12 protein-coding genes are annotated in these 14,117 nt (G+C 52.2%); 3 read left to right on the forward strand and 9 right to left on the reverse strand.

The genetic code is table 11. The annotated features are described in order from the left end of the window. Both MKX51_RS20305 and MKX51_RS20310 read right to left on the reverse strand, forming a co-directional pair. On the reverse strand, positions 1–2,331 hold the full coding sequence (locus MKX51_RS20305) for a glycosyl hydrolase family 65 protein (protein ID WP_340993605.1): 2,331 nt from the start codon (positions 2,329–2,331) through the stop codon (positions 1–3). Next, positions 2,331–4,634, reverse strand: coding sequence for a glycoside hydrolase family 65 protein (locus MKX51_RS20310; protein WP_340993606.1), 2,304 nt, complete (start codon positions 4,632–4,634; stop codon positions 2,331–2,333). The genes MKX51_RS20305 and MKX51_RS20310 overlap by 1 nt, the downstream gene beginning before the upstream one ends. Positions 4,635–5,066: 432 nt before the next feature. On the opposite strand from MKX51_RS20310, the gene MKX51_RS20315 reads away from it, so the two are divergent. Beyond that, complete coding sequence (locus MKX51_RS20315; protein ID WP_445322021.1) at positions 5,067–5,786, forward strand: Crp/Fnr family transcriptional regulator; 720 nt, start codon at positions 5,067–5,069, stop codon at positions 5,784–5,786. Positions 5,787–5,901: 115 nt separating this feature from the next. Here MKX51_RS20315 and MKX51_RS20320 read toward each other — a convergent pair whose 3' ends face one another. The 6 genes from MKX51_RS20320 to ric form a co-directional block, all read right to left on the reverse strand. Beyond that, the gene (locus MKX51_RS20320) at positions 5,902–6,522 is read right to left on the reverse strand and encodes an NAD(P)-dependent oxidoreductase (protein WP_340993607.1); all 621 of its coding nucleotides are present in this window, start codon (positions 6,520–6,522) and stop codon (positions 5,902–5,904) included. 101 nt (positions 6,523–6,623) lie between these two features. Further along, the gene (locus tag MKX51_RS20325) at positions 6,624–7,442 is read right to left on the reverse strand and encodes a formate/nitrite transporter family protein (RefSeq protein ID WP_340939431.1); all 819 of its coding nucleotides are present in this window, start codon (positions 7,440–7,442) and stop codon (positions 6,624–6,626) included. Positions 7,443–7,461: 19 nt separating this feature from the next. Beyond that, complete coding sequence (gene nirD, locus MKX51_RS20330; RefSeq protein WP_340939430.1) at positions 7,462–7,806, reverse strand: nitrite reductase small subunit NirD; 345 nt, start codon at positions 7,804–7,806, stop codon at positions 7,462–7,464. Positions 7,807–7,831: 25 nt separating this feature from the next. Next, positions 7,832–10,258 (reverse strand): nitrite reductase large subunit NirB, encoded by a 2,427-nt coding sequence (gene nirB, locus MKX51_RS20335; RefSeq protein ID WP_340993608.1) that lies wholly within the window; start codon positions 10,256–10,258, stop codon positions 7,832–7,834. A 240-nt stretch (positions 10,259–10,498) separates the two neighbouring features. After that, positions 10,499–11,185: a hypothetical protein gene (locus MKX51_RS20340; protein ID WP_340939428.1), complete on the reverse strand. Its 687-nt coding sequence runs from the start codon at positions 11,183–11,185 to the stop codon at positions 10,499–10,501. 132 nt (positions 11,186–11,317) lie between these two features. Further along, a complete protein-coding gene (ric, locus tag MKX51_RS20345; protein WP_445322022.1) occupies positions 11,318–12,043 on the reverse strand; it encodes an iron-sulfur cluster repair di-iron protein in 726 nt (241 codons plus the stop codon). 196 nt (positions 12,044–12,239) lie between these two features. Between ric and MKX51_RS20350 the strand changes: the two genes are divergently transcribed. Both MKX51_RS20350 and MKX51_RS20355 read left to right on the forward strand, forming a co-directional pair. Further along, positions 12,240–12,464, forward strand: coding sequence for a helix-turn-helix transcriptional regulator (locus MKX51_RS20350; RefSeq protein WP_036698494.1), 225 nt, complete (start codon positions 12,240–12,242; stop codon positions 12,462–12,464). Next, on the forward strand, positions 12,442–12,885 hold the full coding sequence (locus MKX51_RS20355; protein ID WP_340993609.1) for a DUF6773 family protein: 444 nt from the start codon (positions 12,442–12,444) through the stop codon (positions 12,883–12,885). Before MKX51_RS20350 ends, MKX51_RS20355 begins: the two co-directional genes overlap by 23 nt. A 240-nt stretch (positions 12,886–13,125) precedes the next feature. Here the strand turns inward: MKX51_RS20355 and MKX51_RS20360 are convergent, their stop codons facing one another. After that, positions 13,126–13,848, reverse strand: coding sequence for a hypothetical protein (locus tag MKX51_RS20360; RefSeq protein WP_340993610.1), 723 nt, complete (start codon positions 13,846–13,848; stop codon positions 13,126–13,128). Positions 13,849–14,117 lie beyond the last annotated feature (269 nt).

Here is a 14,117-nt window from a genome sequence, read left to right on the forward strand (position 1 = left end):
TCATAATCCTCTCTGATTGGACTCAGACGCTAACTTCAGGATTGCACCGGGCGGGCACGGCACAGACTCACCGCCGAATCCGGCGAAGCTTACCGCTTCGCGGTTGCCGGGCGCGGCCGTAACCGTGATCTCTTCGCGGCCGATCCGCAGCCGGAAGCTGCCGCCGCGCAGCACAACCGGCAGCTCTACAGACTCCCAGGTCTCCGGCAGAGACGGCTTAAGGGTGACGGTCTGTCCATCAAAGCGCACACCCGCGAAGCCAAGAACCACAGCCATCCATGCGCCTCCATTCGCCGCCGGATGCGTCCCTCCAATATAGAGATCGCCGACATACTGCTTCGACTCCCCGGTAAGATCTACGGTGGCCGTGCGCATGAAATAAGGATATCCCCAGTCCGGCAAGCCGATATCCGCAGCAGCCAATGCGTAGATACACGCGCTGAGGCTGGAGCCATGCTCGGTTCGCGGCTCATAGAATTCCCAGTTCGCCTGCTTCACTTTCCTGCTGTATCTGTCCCGGAACAGGTGCAACATCAGCACCACATCGGCCTGCTTCAGGATTCTTGTGGTAGCAGCCAGCCCATTGCCTCCGCCCCAGTACTCATTCGGGTGAATGACCCGTGCCCTCAGCTCAGCCAGAGACACATCCTCCAGTTGCAGATAACGGTCGAATTGTTCAATCACCAGCGTATCCGGGTCCGGCTGCGGAACATAGAGCTGTGCCAGCATGGCTCTGAATTCATCCAGGAACGGCCCGTCTGCGTAAGATTCAGCAAGACCGTTATACACGGCCGGATATTTGTCCTGCAATCTTTCTGCTGTCTGCAAGGCAATCTTCAGTGTCTCCTGAACCATAGCGCTCGTAAATGCGTTATTATTCACGCGCTCGTGATATTCATCCGGGCCGGTAACATCCAGCAGCTCATACCGCTGCTTCACGGGATTATAATAAGCATAGGAATAGAAGAAACGCGCACATTCCCAGATGACCTCCGCCCCGCCGTCCGCCAGGATGCTGTCATCTCCTGTGAAGGTCACGTATTGCCAGAGGCCGTGCACGACATCTGCACTGATATGAATCTGCTTATCGCGGAAATAGGTCCGCATGGGTCGCCCGGTAAATACATCGTTCACATTGAACAGGGTACAGGCATCATCCCCTGTATCCTGACTCTCCCAAGCATAAAAAGCCCCCAAATATCCATACTCCGCCGCCTTCCGCCGCGCACCGTCCAGCGTGTGGATGCGGTACATCATCAGGTTACGGGCGGTGCCCGGGTCGCTGTGCAGGAAAAAGGGCAGCATGAACATTTCTGTATCCCAGAATACCGCGCCCTTATAGACCTGCCCGGACAAGCCGCGCGCCGGAATCGAGACCTTCTCCGACTTCGTCGGTGCAATGATCAGCAGCTGATACATACTGTACCGCAGCGCGAACTGCGCCTCCTCATCGCCTTCAATGACACAATCACTGCGTGACCATCGCTGCGCCCACTTCCGGCTGTGAGCCTCCAGCAGTCCGGCATACCCTGTCTCAGCGGCGGTCTGGACGGTCTGCACCGCCCGCTCATCAGGTCCATCTTCTGCAGGATCGCCTTCGCCATCCAGACCGGTGAACACGGCTGCATATTTGCACCATGTATAAGTCTCACCTGCCTTAGCTTCTATAAAAATATGGCGCAGTGCGGTTCCTCCATCCAGCCCGATAACACCGTCAACCCGCTTCGCCTGTTCAGCCGTACCGAACGTTATAAGCTCCGCCACCGCCACCTGCTGCCCCAGCTCCCCGGTAACTGCTGTTGACAGCAGCACCCCGCCGGCAGAGCTGCTCTGCTGCTCGAGCAGATGTGGACCGTTAATATCCCACACCGTGCCATCGATTCCTGTAGTAATCTCTATCCGGCAATCGGCGTTGCAGTGAAGAGTCCATTTCGCTGCCAGCAGGTGGAGCTGATCCATACTAACGAAACGCTCTGCGGTCAGGGTCAGCTTCCCGCCGCTGCGGATAGTGAACACCGTCTCCCTCGAGTGGACTGCTGTGCGTAGGTTCAGGCTCTGTGTATGCTCCATCGGTTCTGTTTCCAATACGCTTAGCTGTATGCCGTCACAGGTGACTACCGTATACAGTCCATTCGGGGCGTTCACCGGCTCGCGCCATTTGTCGCCCGCCCGGTCATATACTCCGGCCAATGTAACCGCCGCAAGCTGCTCCTTCCCGAACTCCTCAAGGACTCCCCGGAAGCCCATATAGCCATTGCCGGTCATAAATTTGTTGCCGTTCGCCGTAATCCGCCCGGGTCCGAAGCTGCGCTCACTTACCGTCCAGTCCATTACACAGCCATCCCTTCAGCGAGAGGAAGCTCGATTCCTGCTTCATCTACGGTCACCCGCTGATCATAGATCAGCACCTCTGTGCTTCCGCCATTGACTGCTCTGAAGGAAACCGACTCTGCATTTACCGTAATGCCCAGCAGTACGCCCCTGCACATCACCTGGAAGCTGTAAGCGGTCCACCGCTGCGGCAGCACCGGCCGGAAGGACAGACAATCTCCATCCGAGCGCATTCCGCCGAAGCCGTAGACGATGTTCATCCACGCTGCGGCGATCGATGTGGTGTGCAGCCCTTCCCGGGTATTGCGGTTATAGTTGTCCAGATCCAGGCGCGTGGCGAACTCGAAGAACCGGTACGCTTCCTCCGATTTGCCCAGCTCACTGGCCAGAATCGAGTGAATGGATGGCGAGAGCGAGGACTCATGAATACATCTCGGTTCATAATAATCATAATTAGCCAGCTTGGTCTCGCGGGAGAACTGCCCGTTGTAGAGGAACAGGAACATCAGCACATCCGGCTGCTTGATCATATCGTAACGGTACAGGCGGTCATACGACCAATTCGAGTACAGCGGGAATTCCGTAACCGGAATCGAATGAATGTCGATATGCGGCATATCAAAAAATCCGTCATGCTCCTCGTAGATGCCGCTGCCGGGATCGAACGGGATTTTCATATGGGCACGCTTGTGGTCCCAGTCGGCCAATTCCTCCTCGCGGAGCGCAGTAACCGCTATAACCGCCGTATATGCTTCAAGCGCCTCCGCCTTCATGAGGGCTACTGTTTCGAGCGTATATTCGAATAACTTCTGGGCCATCAGATTGATGTAGCAGTTATTGTTAACCATAAGCTGGAATTCATCCGGCCCCATTACGCCGAAATATCCGTATTCCCCGGTGCGTTGACCCCACTGGCCGCGGGCTGCGTAGAAACGGCTGATCTGAATCAGCATCTCGGCGCCTTTGCTGTAGAGGAATTCCAGGTCGCCGGTGTTCTTCACATAATGCCAGATGCCGTAGGCGACCGCCGTCCCGACATGAAGCTGCAGATTGGAATGCTGCCACAGGTCACAGCTCTCTGTCCCGTCAATCGTGGCAATCGGATAGAATGCGCCAGCGCAATCTACATCCTTCCCGCGCTGGAGCGCCTGAGGCAGCGTCTTGTAGCGGAATTCCAGCAGACTGCGGGCCGCCTTCGGGTTATTGAACAGATAGAACGGCAGACAGTAGGACTCGGTATCCCAGAAGGCCAGCCCCCGGTAAGCTTCGCCGGTTAACCCTTTGGCACCGATATTGTACCCGGGATGGTCCCCGTGATACGTCTGGTACAGCTGAAAAATACAAAAACGGATGCCCTGCTGATTCTCCGGGTCGCCCTCAATCCGGATATCGCTGGTTGCCCAGATGCTGCTCCAATAGGAGGCCTGGTCAGCAACCACCTCTTCCTCCACCAGCCGGTCCGCCGCTGCTGCAAGCTCCATGCCTTTTGTCCAGAGACGGTCTGTAGCTGGGGCAGCATCCGTGCCTGTCACATTGACCACAAGCTTCGTGAAGGAAGCAGGCTCCCCTTCAACCAGCATAAGCGGGAATTGCCGCCCGATATATCGGTCATCTTCCACAAGCTCCGTATGCAGCGACTGCGAAGACTTCAGGACAAAGCCCGAGAACAGCTGATTTCCGGTTGTCAGCGTACGGGCCATAATGGCAGTTATTGCTCCTTCCCCGCCGCGCTGCTGCTCTTTCCACATACTCTGGCCGTGTTCCTCATGAGTCATGCCGAAGTCAAGGCCAGTACAAATATCCACTTTCCCCGTGAAATTAAGCGCGGTGAAGCTAATCTGCTGCAGTCCCAGATGGGACAGAGTCATGCTGACCAGGCGTGTGAAGCAGAGCTTCAGCTTTTTCCCGTCCGAGAGCAGCCAGATGAACTCCCGTGTATAGGTTCCCGCCTGGAAATCCAGTCTGCGCGTATAAGCCTCTATGCGGGAGTGCGCCAGATCCAGGGTTTCACCGTCCACCGAGATCCGGGTATGCAGCCAGTCCACGGCATTGACCATGTAGCGCAGCGACCGGATAATGCCTTTATAATGATTGCCAACCTCCATCTGCTCATTCAGCCCGTTGAAATAGCTGCCCGGCAAGGAATCACCGCTGTAGCCCTCGTCCGCATACCCCCGTACCCCCATATACTCATTGCCCAGTGAAAAAATCGATTCCGAAGTCCGGTTGCGTTCCGGATCAAAGCCTTCCTCAATAATTGCCCAGGGATCGACCTTCAGATAGGGATCTGCTACTTTTGCCATAATTGAAACTCTCCTTCGCTAAGTGAGGCTTGTTCCGCTCCTCCGCTCACAGCGGAAACAACGGACACTTTAGTTCCAGAGTATCGCTAAGCCCGCCCGTGACCAAGGTCCGCCTGTAAGCGAGTTATGTGCATTTGTACGGATCATATGGAATGCGGACGACAAACGCAAAAAAGCCGCTCCCCCTCTGCATCTATCCAGAACAGGTGGCAACTGATATAATATCGTGTGAAACATATAAGTTTTTATATTTTAAAAAAGCCTATCATGCGCCCAAAAACATAACCTTGCTCACACAATTGAAGTGAAATTTATCACAATGTTAAAAATTCGACACTTTTATACGAAAATACTTACCCATAAAGAGGAATTTCAAGGTATAATTAATTTAAAATTTACTGAAAAACTGAGGGAATAAAGGGGATGTCGATTATGATAAAGGAACATTATAATGTTATCGAAGCCCGCGGCAATACAAACTGTTTCTCCGAGCAGAATTTTAACCGCCTGTTGGTCACCATGAAGGAACGTGTAGTCCCTGAAGGATCACACCTGTTCTGGGAAGGCGATTTCTCGGATAAACTGTTTTATATCAAGCGTGGACGTGTGAAATTAACCAAATCTACAGACGAAGGCAAGGAACTGATTCTGTATATGTATCAGTCCGGCGACATGGTAGGTCAGGCTGATCCGTTCTTCAGCACGAAGCACAGCTTCACAGCCGAAGTCATTGAAGAGAGTGAAGTAGGTGTGATCGAGCAGAAGGATCTGGAGATTCTGATCTGCCAGCACTGTGACTTCGCCATCGACTTCATGAAATGGATGGGCATTCATCACCGTCTCACCCAGACGAAATTCCGCGATCTGATGATGTACGGCAAACCGGGCGCACTCTGCTCCACACTAATCCGTCTTGGCAATACCTATGGTGAGAAGACTGGCGACAGCATTCTGATCAACAAAAAAATCACGCATACAGATCTGTCCAACATGATCGGCGCTACCCGTGAGAGCGTTAACCGCATGCTAAGTGATCTGCGCAAAAAAGATGCAGTGGAGTATGAGAATGGCATGATTGTCATCAAGGATCTGGCGATGCTTCAGGAAATCTGCCACTGCGAATTATGTCCCAATGAAATTTGCCGAATTTAATTTCCTATCAATAATACCCTCTATTCACCTCATTGAAACATATCTGACCCAAAAAATTTAATAGAGTGGTCATGACGCCCTGACCGGCGTCTTTTTTTCTGCTCACTTCCCCTTATCAGTAAGCTATACCCACACGGGCTCTTATGAAATCGCTAGCATCAATTTGACTATAAGTGAATTCCGCTGTATCTGCTACAGATATTTCAGTACCGCCTTGGGGCAGAATGTCTTGTCTCACACGATAGGTTCCCAAGCGTTCGCCGTTCTGCAGAGCGGTTGGGCACACAATGGTCCATTTAAGGTTCGACCGCTCCAGCAAGCGATAGGCTTGCTCATGTTCTTCTGCGGCACGGGTGGACCTGCGTTTAGATTCGCTGGATTGGTAACGCAGGAGTTCAGGTGAAAGCTCACTTTGGAGAATACCCGCAGTTCCTACGGTAATAATGCGCTCTATCCCTTCCTGATACATGGCTTCAATGATAAAAGGCGTACTGTCTGTAAGCGTGGTTGTCCCATCAGTGTTCAATGCACTAATAACTACATCATTTCCCTGCACTGCCCGGGCAACATCTTCTTGATTAAGAACATTACCTTCGATGATCGTCAGGTTGGCATGGATCGGCTGAACCTTCTCCGGCTTACGGACCAACACTGTCACGTGATGTCCATCCTGAAGAGCATAGGTAACAATGTGGCTCCCCACCCGGCCGGTGGCACCAAGAATCAATATATTCATATGAAAATAACCTCCTGGTAAGAATTATTCCTATTATAGCAGGGATAGAGCGACAAAAAAGCCCCGCAGCCATGTAGCAGCTGCAGGGCTTTATATGGAAGTTAGCTTGCTTTCTTAGTCTGAGGAGGAGCAGATAGTTTACGCGGAGTTCGCACAGGCGAGATCAGCCAGTAAGCCATGCCGACGAATACACCGCCGCCGATGATATTGCCGAGCGTGACAGGAATCATATTATGCAGCCAACCGGCGATGCTGACGGTCTCCGGGTGATTCGGGAGCAGCACGGCTACGCTGAGCAGCGTCATGTTCGCTACACTATGTTCATAGCCGCTCGCGATGAAGGCGAACAGACACCACCAGATCAGGACCAGCTTCGCTGCTTCACTCTTGGCGCGGGAGGACATCCACAGTGCCAGGCAGACCAGCCAGTTACAGAGAATACCGCGGAAGAATAGCTCTGAGAACGGCAGGCTCATCTTTTTGGCGGCAGCTGCGAAGATCAGATGCTCGGCAGGGGCTGCCTTGAAGAGGCCCGACCCCTGAATCAGCAGCGCCAGCACCACAGCACCGGCCACATTGCCGAGGAAGACCAGGACCCAGTTCTTCACCGTATCCCAGACTGTTGTTCTCCCGGCAAGCGTGCTTACTGTGAAGAACATATTATTACCTGTAAACAGCTCTGAGCCTGCGAATACAACCAAGGTCAAGGCAATCCCGAAGGATGCCCCCATAATCAGCGGCTGGAACGGTGACTTGATCGCCGCCAGCGGTGCCCCCAGGGAGAAGATCAGAATAATACCAATACCCACATATGCTCCTGCCAGGAGGGCCGCCAAAAAATATTTGGGCAGACTCTCATTCATTTTGTCGCGCTTCCCTACGGCTGTCTCAACGATATTCTCTACGCTCTGCGTAAACATATCCGCACCTGCTCTTCCTTTAATTTAGGTTTGTTACTGCCGCAGGCAGAGTGACCTTAACCACTCCGCCCTCTACTGTAACCGGATAGACTTCTGCCTGCCCCCGGTCCGGTGCCTGAACCTCTCCGGTGCGAAGGTCGATCTTCCAGTCATGCAGCGGATCATATAAATAATAGCCTGATACAATGCCTTCCGCGAGCGGGCCGCCCTTCGGGTGGGGACTGTGGTTGCGGACCGCATAGACTGCGCCGTCCGATGTGCGGAATATCGCTAATTCGACGTCTCCTGCATGAATTACCCGGCCGATCTGCAGCATGAAATCTTCCACTCTGCCTATCGTATATTCCCGATTACTCCGTTCCATTATGCTCTCTCCCTCTCCCTTTGAACTATACCTGTGTCTCTTCAAACAGCGCGGTGCGGGTGTTTTTGTCGTCCAGCATTTTCCGCCAAGGATCTCTCACCTGGGCCAGGGCAAAGTCAATACGTGCCGCCAGCTCTTTACGGTTGTCGTCATTGCCCATAACCACTGTCTGGATATGCTCAAGACCCATACGCTCAACCCATTCGGAGGTTCTCTCCAGGTAGTTGCCGGTCTCACGGTAGTACTGGATGACTGCGGAGCAGACCTCAACCAGTTCCTCGTCGGTCTTCACCTTGCAGAAGGCATCTGCGATCCGTGGCTTAATCCCGCCATTGCCGCCGATGAATACTTCCCAGCCGCCGTCATTGCCGACAATCCCGATATCCTTCGTGCAGGACTCTGCACAGTTACGCGGACAGCCGTTAACCGCCATCTTGAATTTGGCCGGCATATCCAGCCGCTCATATTTACGCTCAAGCATAGCGCCCATGCCCATCGAATCCTGTGTGCCAAAGCGGCAGAACTGCGAACCCACACATGTTTTTACCGTACGCAGCGACTTCGCATAACCATAGCCGGACGGCATATCCAGCTCCTCCCACACCTTAGGCACATCTTCTTTTTTGACACCGATCAGGTCCAGGCGTTGTCCGCCCGTCACCTTCACAACCTTCACATCATACTTCAGGGACACATCGGCAATCCGCTTCAAATCCTCAGGAGTGGTCACCCCGCCATACATCCGCGGTATAACTGTATACGTTCCGTCCTTCTGAATATTGGCGCTCATCCGTTCATTGACGAACCGGGATTCCTTCTCATCCTCATGAGTGTCCGGGTAGATCATGCCCAGATAATAGTTCACTGCAGGGCGGCATTTGGAACAGCCTTCTGCCTGCTTCCAGTCCAGGACATGCATGACTTCCTTGGTGGTCCGGAGGCCTTTCGCCGTAATCTCGGCAACGATCTCATCCCGGCTAAGCGGGGTGCAGCTGCAGATTCCCTGCTTGGCGCTCTGCTGGAAGCTGTCTCCGAGAACGAATTGCAGAATCTGCTCCACCACCGGCTTACAGCCGCCGCAGGAGCGGGTTGCACCCGTACAGGCTTTGATCTCATCCACCGTAGTGAAGCCGTTCTCCGTAACAGCATCCACAATCGCTTTTTTGGTTACGCCGTTACAGCCGCAGACGATTTCTTCGTCGGCCATCGCTTCAACAGACATGCCTTTCTTGGCTCCGCCTCCGCCGCAGCAGCTTGTGCCCATAACCTCATCATAGATTTCATTGGTCATCTCTGTGCTGTTTTTCACAAGCTTCTGCAGGTTGGCAGATTCCGTTACATCACCGAATAGAACGGCACCGACAATCACATTATCCTTAAGCAAAATCTTCTTGTAGGTTCGCTTCCATTCATCCTTGGCAGAAATGACAGTATGCTCCGGCGTTTCGGTGAATTCACCAGCCGAGAATACATCTACCCCGGAAATTTTGAGCTTGGTTGCTACAACTGAACCTTCATAGCCTGGAGTCTGACTACCTGACAGATGCTTGGCGAGAACCATGCCCTGCTCGAATAACGGTGCGACGAGTCCGTAGCAGGTTCCCCGGTGCTCTGTACATTCGCCGACAGAATACACATCAGCCATAGAAGTCTGCATATAATCGTCAACTACAATCCCGCGGTTAACGGTGATTCCGCTGTCTTTCGCAAGCTGGACATTCGGCTTGATTCCAACAGCCATCACTACAAACTCTGCGGGCAGTTCACTGCCGTCACTGAAGCGCAGACCGGTCACCCGTTCTTCGCCGGTCAGTTCGACCGTCTGCTTGCCCATGGCGAATTTCACACCTTGACGCGTAAGCTCTGCCTGTAGCATGGAAGAAGCGGTACGGTCCAGCTGACGCTCCATCAGATCCTCCAGCAGATGCACAACGGTAACATCCATGCCCAGATTGACCAGGCCCTTCGCAGCTTCAAGACCTAGCAATCCTCCGCCGATTACAGCCGCCGTGCGGTACTGCTTCGCTGCTGCCAGCATCGCATCACAGTCCGCGATATCGCGGAAGCCGACTACCCCATCCTTGGTGCTGCCGGGTACGGGTAGAATGAAAGAATTTGAGCCTGTGGCAATAATTGCTTTATCGTAAGGAACCGCCAGTCCGTTATCGGTCAATATTAGTTTGTTCTGTTCATCGATCCTGGTAACCGTCGTACCGGTATGCAGTGTAATATGATTATCCTCATACCACCCGAGATCATTGAGAATGATGTCTTCAATCGTTTTGCTGCCTTCAAGTACATAGGACAACATAATCCGGTTATAGTTGGGATGCGGCTCACTGCCGAAGACAGTAATATCATAAGCGCCGCCCAGCTTCAGAATCTGCTCAATAGTGCCTACTCCCGCCATGCCATTCCCAATCAGCACTAACTTTTCTCTTTCCGCTGCCACTGGTAGACCCTCCTTCAGAAACTCTGATTTCTTCAATAACTTTACCTGATAGAGAAATTATACTGTCCCCAATTCCCTGGCAAGTGTGACCACAGTCACACCTTATGTGAATTTTTTCACACAAGTGGAGATGACTTCTCCCGTTCTTACATAGGACAACTTATGGCGTGAAGCACAGAGATATATTATTCAAAAAAAATGGATACCCGTGCAGTTTCGCACAGATATCCATTCATTCACTTATTTCAGTACCAGAGAGATCTCCAGCTTGTCCTGCGGACTGAGCTTCATGTCCACTCCATTACCGAGCAGACCTTTATCGTTGACTTTCAGTCTCCATTCCTCGCTGCTAAGCGGGGTATATTCCATCACGGTGAGCACCGTCCGGTTATCCTCGGCAAGCCGGACCATACCGCTGTTCTTGAGCAGTCCCTTGACCGACATATCCTGCATAAAAGAAAGCACATGCGAATGTGTCAGCTCCGGCTGCTCGCTCCCCCCGTTCACAGTGATGATAACAGGCTGAAACATCTTTCCGGTTCCGGCAGGACCTGCTGTCATTGTAATGGCCGAACCCGGCTCCAGGGTCGTATTCAGCTCTTGAACCTTCTTGCCGTTCACCTGAACCTCCCAGCTCATATCCGGACCCAGGGAGACCTTATTCACCTCAAGAATATTAGCTCCATCTGCTGAAAATGTAACAACGCCGCTCTTCTTGAACAGCTCTATCATTGAATTTCCGGGCACGTAAGCTTCGTTAAGCAATCTGGCCGAGCTCCCGGCCATTTCGCTGTCACCTACCTTGACCGAAAAGGTTAATCCCTGTCCCCCGTTACTGCTGCCGCCATTCCCTGATCCCAAGCCACAACCGCTTGCCGCGGCCAGCAAGAGAAGGCACAGCATGAAGCGCATCCATTTCGTGGACATCCCGCGGCACCGCCTTCATATGTATTTTCCCGGACTCTTTAAGGATAACGCATAGAGGAAGGGTTCTCAAATCATTTCTGCCGGAAGAAAAAGTAAAAAGTCCCCGAAGGGACTTATTCAATGCAGCAGGTCCTATTGATACCGCAGGAACAAAATATTGTTCTCCAGATGCACATGCTCGAAGGTCATGCCTTCCAGTTCTTCAAGGCGGGCATACGTCAGGCGATATGTTGTGCAGGCATGTGCGGGCGGCGTGTAATCATTAGTTACTCTGCGAAGCTCACGCAGAATCTCTCCGGCCCCGTCATGCTCGGCTTCCAGATTATGCAGCAATCCGCGCAGCTCAGCAAGTCCTTCTTCGGTTGGGTTCTGAGTGTAGGCCAGCATCTTAGGGAATTCACTCTCTTCTTCCTTTGCCGTATGCTGCAGCAGCTCTTCACGCAGCATATTGAACAGGCGGTGCATTTCTCCCAGGTGCGGTGAATCCTCACCGTGAACGCGGAACACCTTGGTTACATTTTGGCTGATTAGCGGAAGCTCTTCACGCAGGTAGCGGTGATGCTTGTTCACAATATAATCCACCAGTTCCTCTGACGAAGCCTCGTTCCAGGCGGTATCCTCTTCCAGCACCGGATGCTGCTGCTGCAGCGTGTTCAGCTCCTGAACCATTGCTTCCGGGTCAAGACCCTTCTCGGCAGCGGCTTCAGCCAGCGGCTTTGCACCTCCGCAGCAGAAATCGATCCGTTGTGCCTTGAAATAATCAGCTGCTTTGGGGAACTGCAGAACAATATCTCTGACCATTGCTTCCGGGGTGAACCCGGGATGAATTGTTGTATCGTTTAATTGATTGGACGCCATGTTGGCCCCTCCTCAGGTTAAGATGTAGGTTTGTGCTTCTTTCACTTCTACACCTTATCACTGGCCTTAGGCGGAACTTGTGATTGTACGCACTGAATATAACAAATTTTAATGAACGCGAACTTTTTGTTTTTAAAATGTTAAGTATACTAGACATTTTGTTTTATATATTTTACAATATGCGTGAGGTGAGGGAATGGGGAAAAATCTGAGGCTCAAAGCCTCCAGAGCGGCAAAGGACATGTCGCAAAAACAGCTCGCAGATGCCGTGGGGGTCACAAGGCAGACAATTATTGCGATTGAGAACGGTGATTATAACCCCACTCTGAGGTTGTGCATAGACATTTGTGTAACACTTGGGAAGACGCTGGATCAATTATTTTGGGAGGGAACGAAGGATGAACAGAACGAACCTGGATGAGAGACAATTGCAGAAGCGGCACAAGGCGGGGAATCAGGCATTTCTTTTGGTGGCATTCTTATTGCTGGCAGACATGGGGCTGCACAACTACGGAATGAAGTGGCTGGAATATCCGCTTGGTAATTACGCAATTTTCATGCTGGGTGTGGGTTCCTATCTCGTACGGCTGATCTGGAGCGGTGCATATGTGGGACCGGGTGGCGGGCAAAGCGGAGTGAACGGGAGAAGCATAGCGGGTGCAGTTCTGGCGATTGTGGTGGCGGCCTGCATCCTTATCATTACTTTCGTGAATCCAGCCGCCCAATCAGCAGCTACCAGCGGCGCGAACGGGAAGGTGATTCTGATCATTTCCCTTACAGCAGGACTGGTCATCTTAAGTACCGTGTACTTGATCCGGCGGAGGAATAACCGGGCGGACTAGAGCCGCTTTTGCTGTTGTGAGTCACTAGAAGTAGAAATAAAGAATTTAAACAAAAAAGCAAAAGAAGCGGAGGGGAAATTTGGAACTGGAGGAGCGGAGCGATCGCCTTTGTGTTTGGATTTCTACCGCGAAGAGCGGTTTGTATCGGGGAATCCAAACACAACAGCGGCCGGAAGTCCAAATGTTCACCGCAGCGACGACCTGGCTTCAAGTTCAAATCTTTTTTCGAGTTCACCTTTTTTATTGAACTGTCGCCTGCATATAAGTCCGCTTGCCCTGCGCATCCTTCAGGTAGGGGCCAAGTCCGGCGAACCGTGAATGATCCACATAGACACCCGTCATCCATCTGCCTTCGGTCAGGCCGCCGTTCCACTGCAGCACCAGATCGGGGGCAGAGATCCACTCCTGATACACTCTGATGTTCTTATCCTTATATTCTTTGGCCGGTTTGTTCAATTCGCTCAGCGGTGTCGGGGTAAGGTAGGTGGGCACGAAATATACAGAGATCAGCTCCATATCCTCCTCACTCAGAAAAGCATCCTCCCCCAGATAAGGCTGGAGCAGCCGGGTATTCTCATACATGGACCATATCACAGCTTGAAGTACCATGCTCTGGCTAATTCCATTATGAAAAGTAAAGCGGCGCTGAACATTTGAGTCGCTCCCTTCCTTAGCCGCTACAGGCTCCAGACAATGCCGTTCACAGCCGATACATTTCCAGCCGGACGGGCCTTGAATCCATTTCTGAAACACGCTCCCGCTGTCATTGTCCCCTTTATATAGAGAAGAAATGATCTCATAGGGCACACCGATCCACGCATCCCACAGAGAATCCGGGAGATGGTTATGAAGCATGAACAGCACCTTGTCATAGATCAGCTGTACTTTAATCGAAGCAGTCTCCAGTTCGGCGACATCCTTTTTTCCATAGGTTATTTCCCGGGAAAACAAGGTGATGGTCATGGTCCTCGCCTCCTAAAAGTTGTGTGAGCCCTCCGCTTCCTTCCTCAGCATCGTCCAAAACACATCTCGTAAGCATCCGCCTGCCGCATAACCCTGGGCTTTTCCACCTTTTGTTAACGCTTCCACACATCCGTAATATTTAGTATGTTCTATTATATTACACAGGTAGGGCCTAAGTGCAAGGTTTATTTGGGCAAAATCTGCATAAACAAGCAGAACAGCATATGAAAAGCCCCTTACCCGCATACCCGGCAAGAGGCTGTCATCAA

The organism is Paenibacillus sp. FSL M7-0420, assembly GCF_038002345.1.
Lineage (GTDB): Bacteria > Bacillota > Bacilli > Paenibacillales > Paenibacillaceae > Paenibacillus_AQ.

Coding starts and splice junctions, on each gene's coding strand:
- MKX51_RS20305 (WP_340993605.1), bottom strand. CDS start 2,331: ATGGACTGGACGGTAAGTGAGCGCAGCTTCGGACCCGGGCGGATTACG.
- MKX51_RS20310 (WP_340993606.1), bottom strand. CDS start 4,634: ATGGCAAAAGTAGCAGATCCCTATCTGAAGGTCGATCCCTGGGCAATT.
- MKX51_RS20315 (WP_445322021.1), top strand. CDS start 5,067: ATGATAAAGGAACATTATAATGTTATCGAAGCCCGCGGCAATACAAAC.
- MKX51_RS20320 (WP_340993607.1), bottom strand. CDS start 6,522: ATGAATATATTGATTCTTGGTGCCACCGGCCGGGTGGGGAGCCACATT.
- MKX51_RS20325 (WP_340939431.1), bottom strand. CDS start 7,442: ATGTTTACGCAGAGCGTAGAGAATATCGTTGAGACAGCCGTAGGGAAG.
- nirD (WP_340939430.1), bottom strand. CDS start 7,806: ATGGAACGGAGTAATCGGGAATATACGATAGGCAGAGTGGAAGATTTC.
- MKX51_RS20340 (WP_340939428.1), bottom strand. CDS start 11,185: ATGTCCACGAAATGGATGCGCTTCATGCTGTGCCTTCTCTTGCTGGCC.
- ric (WP_445322022.1), bottom strand. CDS start 12,043: ATGGCGTCCAATCAATTAAACGATACAACAATTCATCCCGGGTTCACC.
- MKX51_RS20350 (WP_036698494.1), top strand. CDS start 12,240: ATGGGGAAAAATCTGAGGCTCAAAGCCTCCAGAGCGGCAAAGGACATG.
- MKX51_RS20355 (WP_340993609.1), top strand. CDS start 12,442: ATGAACAGAACGAACCTGGATGAGAGACAATTGCAGAAGCGGCACAAG.
- MKX51_RS20360 (WP_340993610.1), bottom strand. CDS start 13,848: ATGACCATCACCTTGTTTTCCCGGGAAATAACCTATGGAAAAAAGGAT.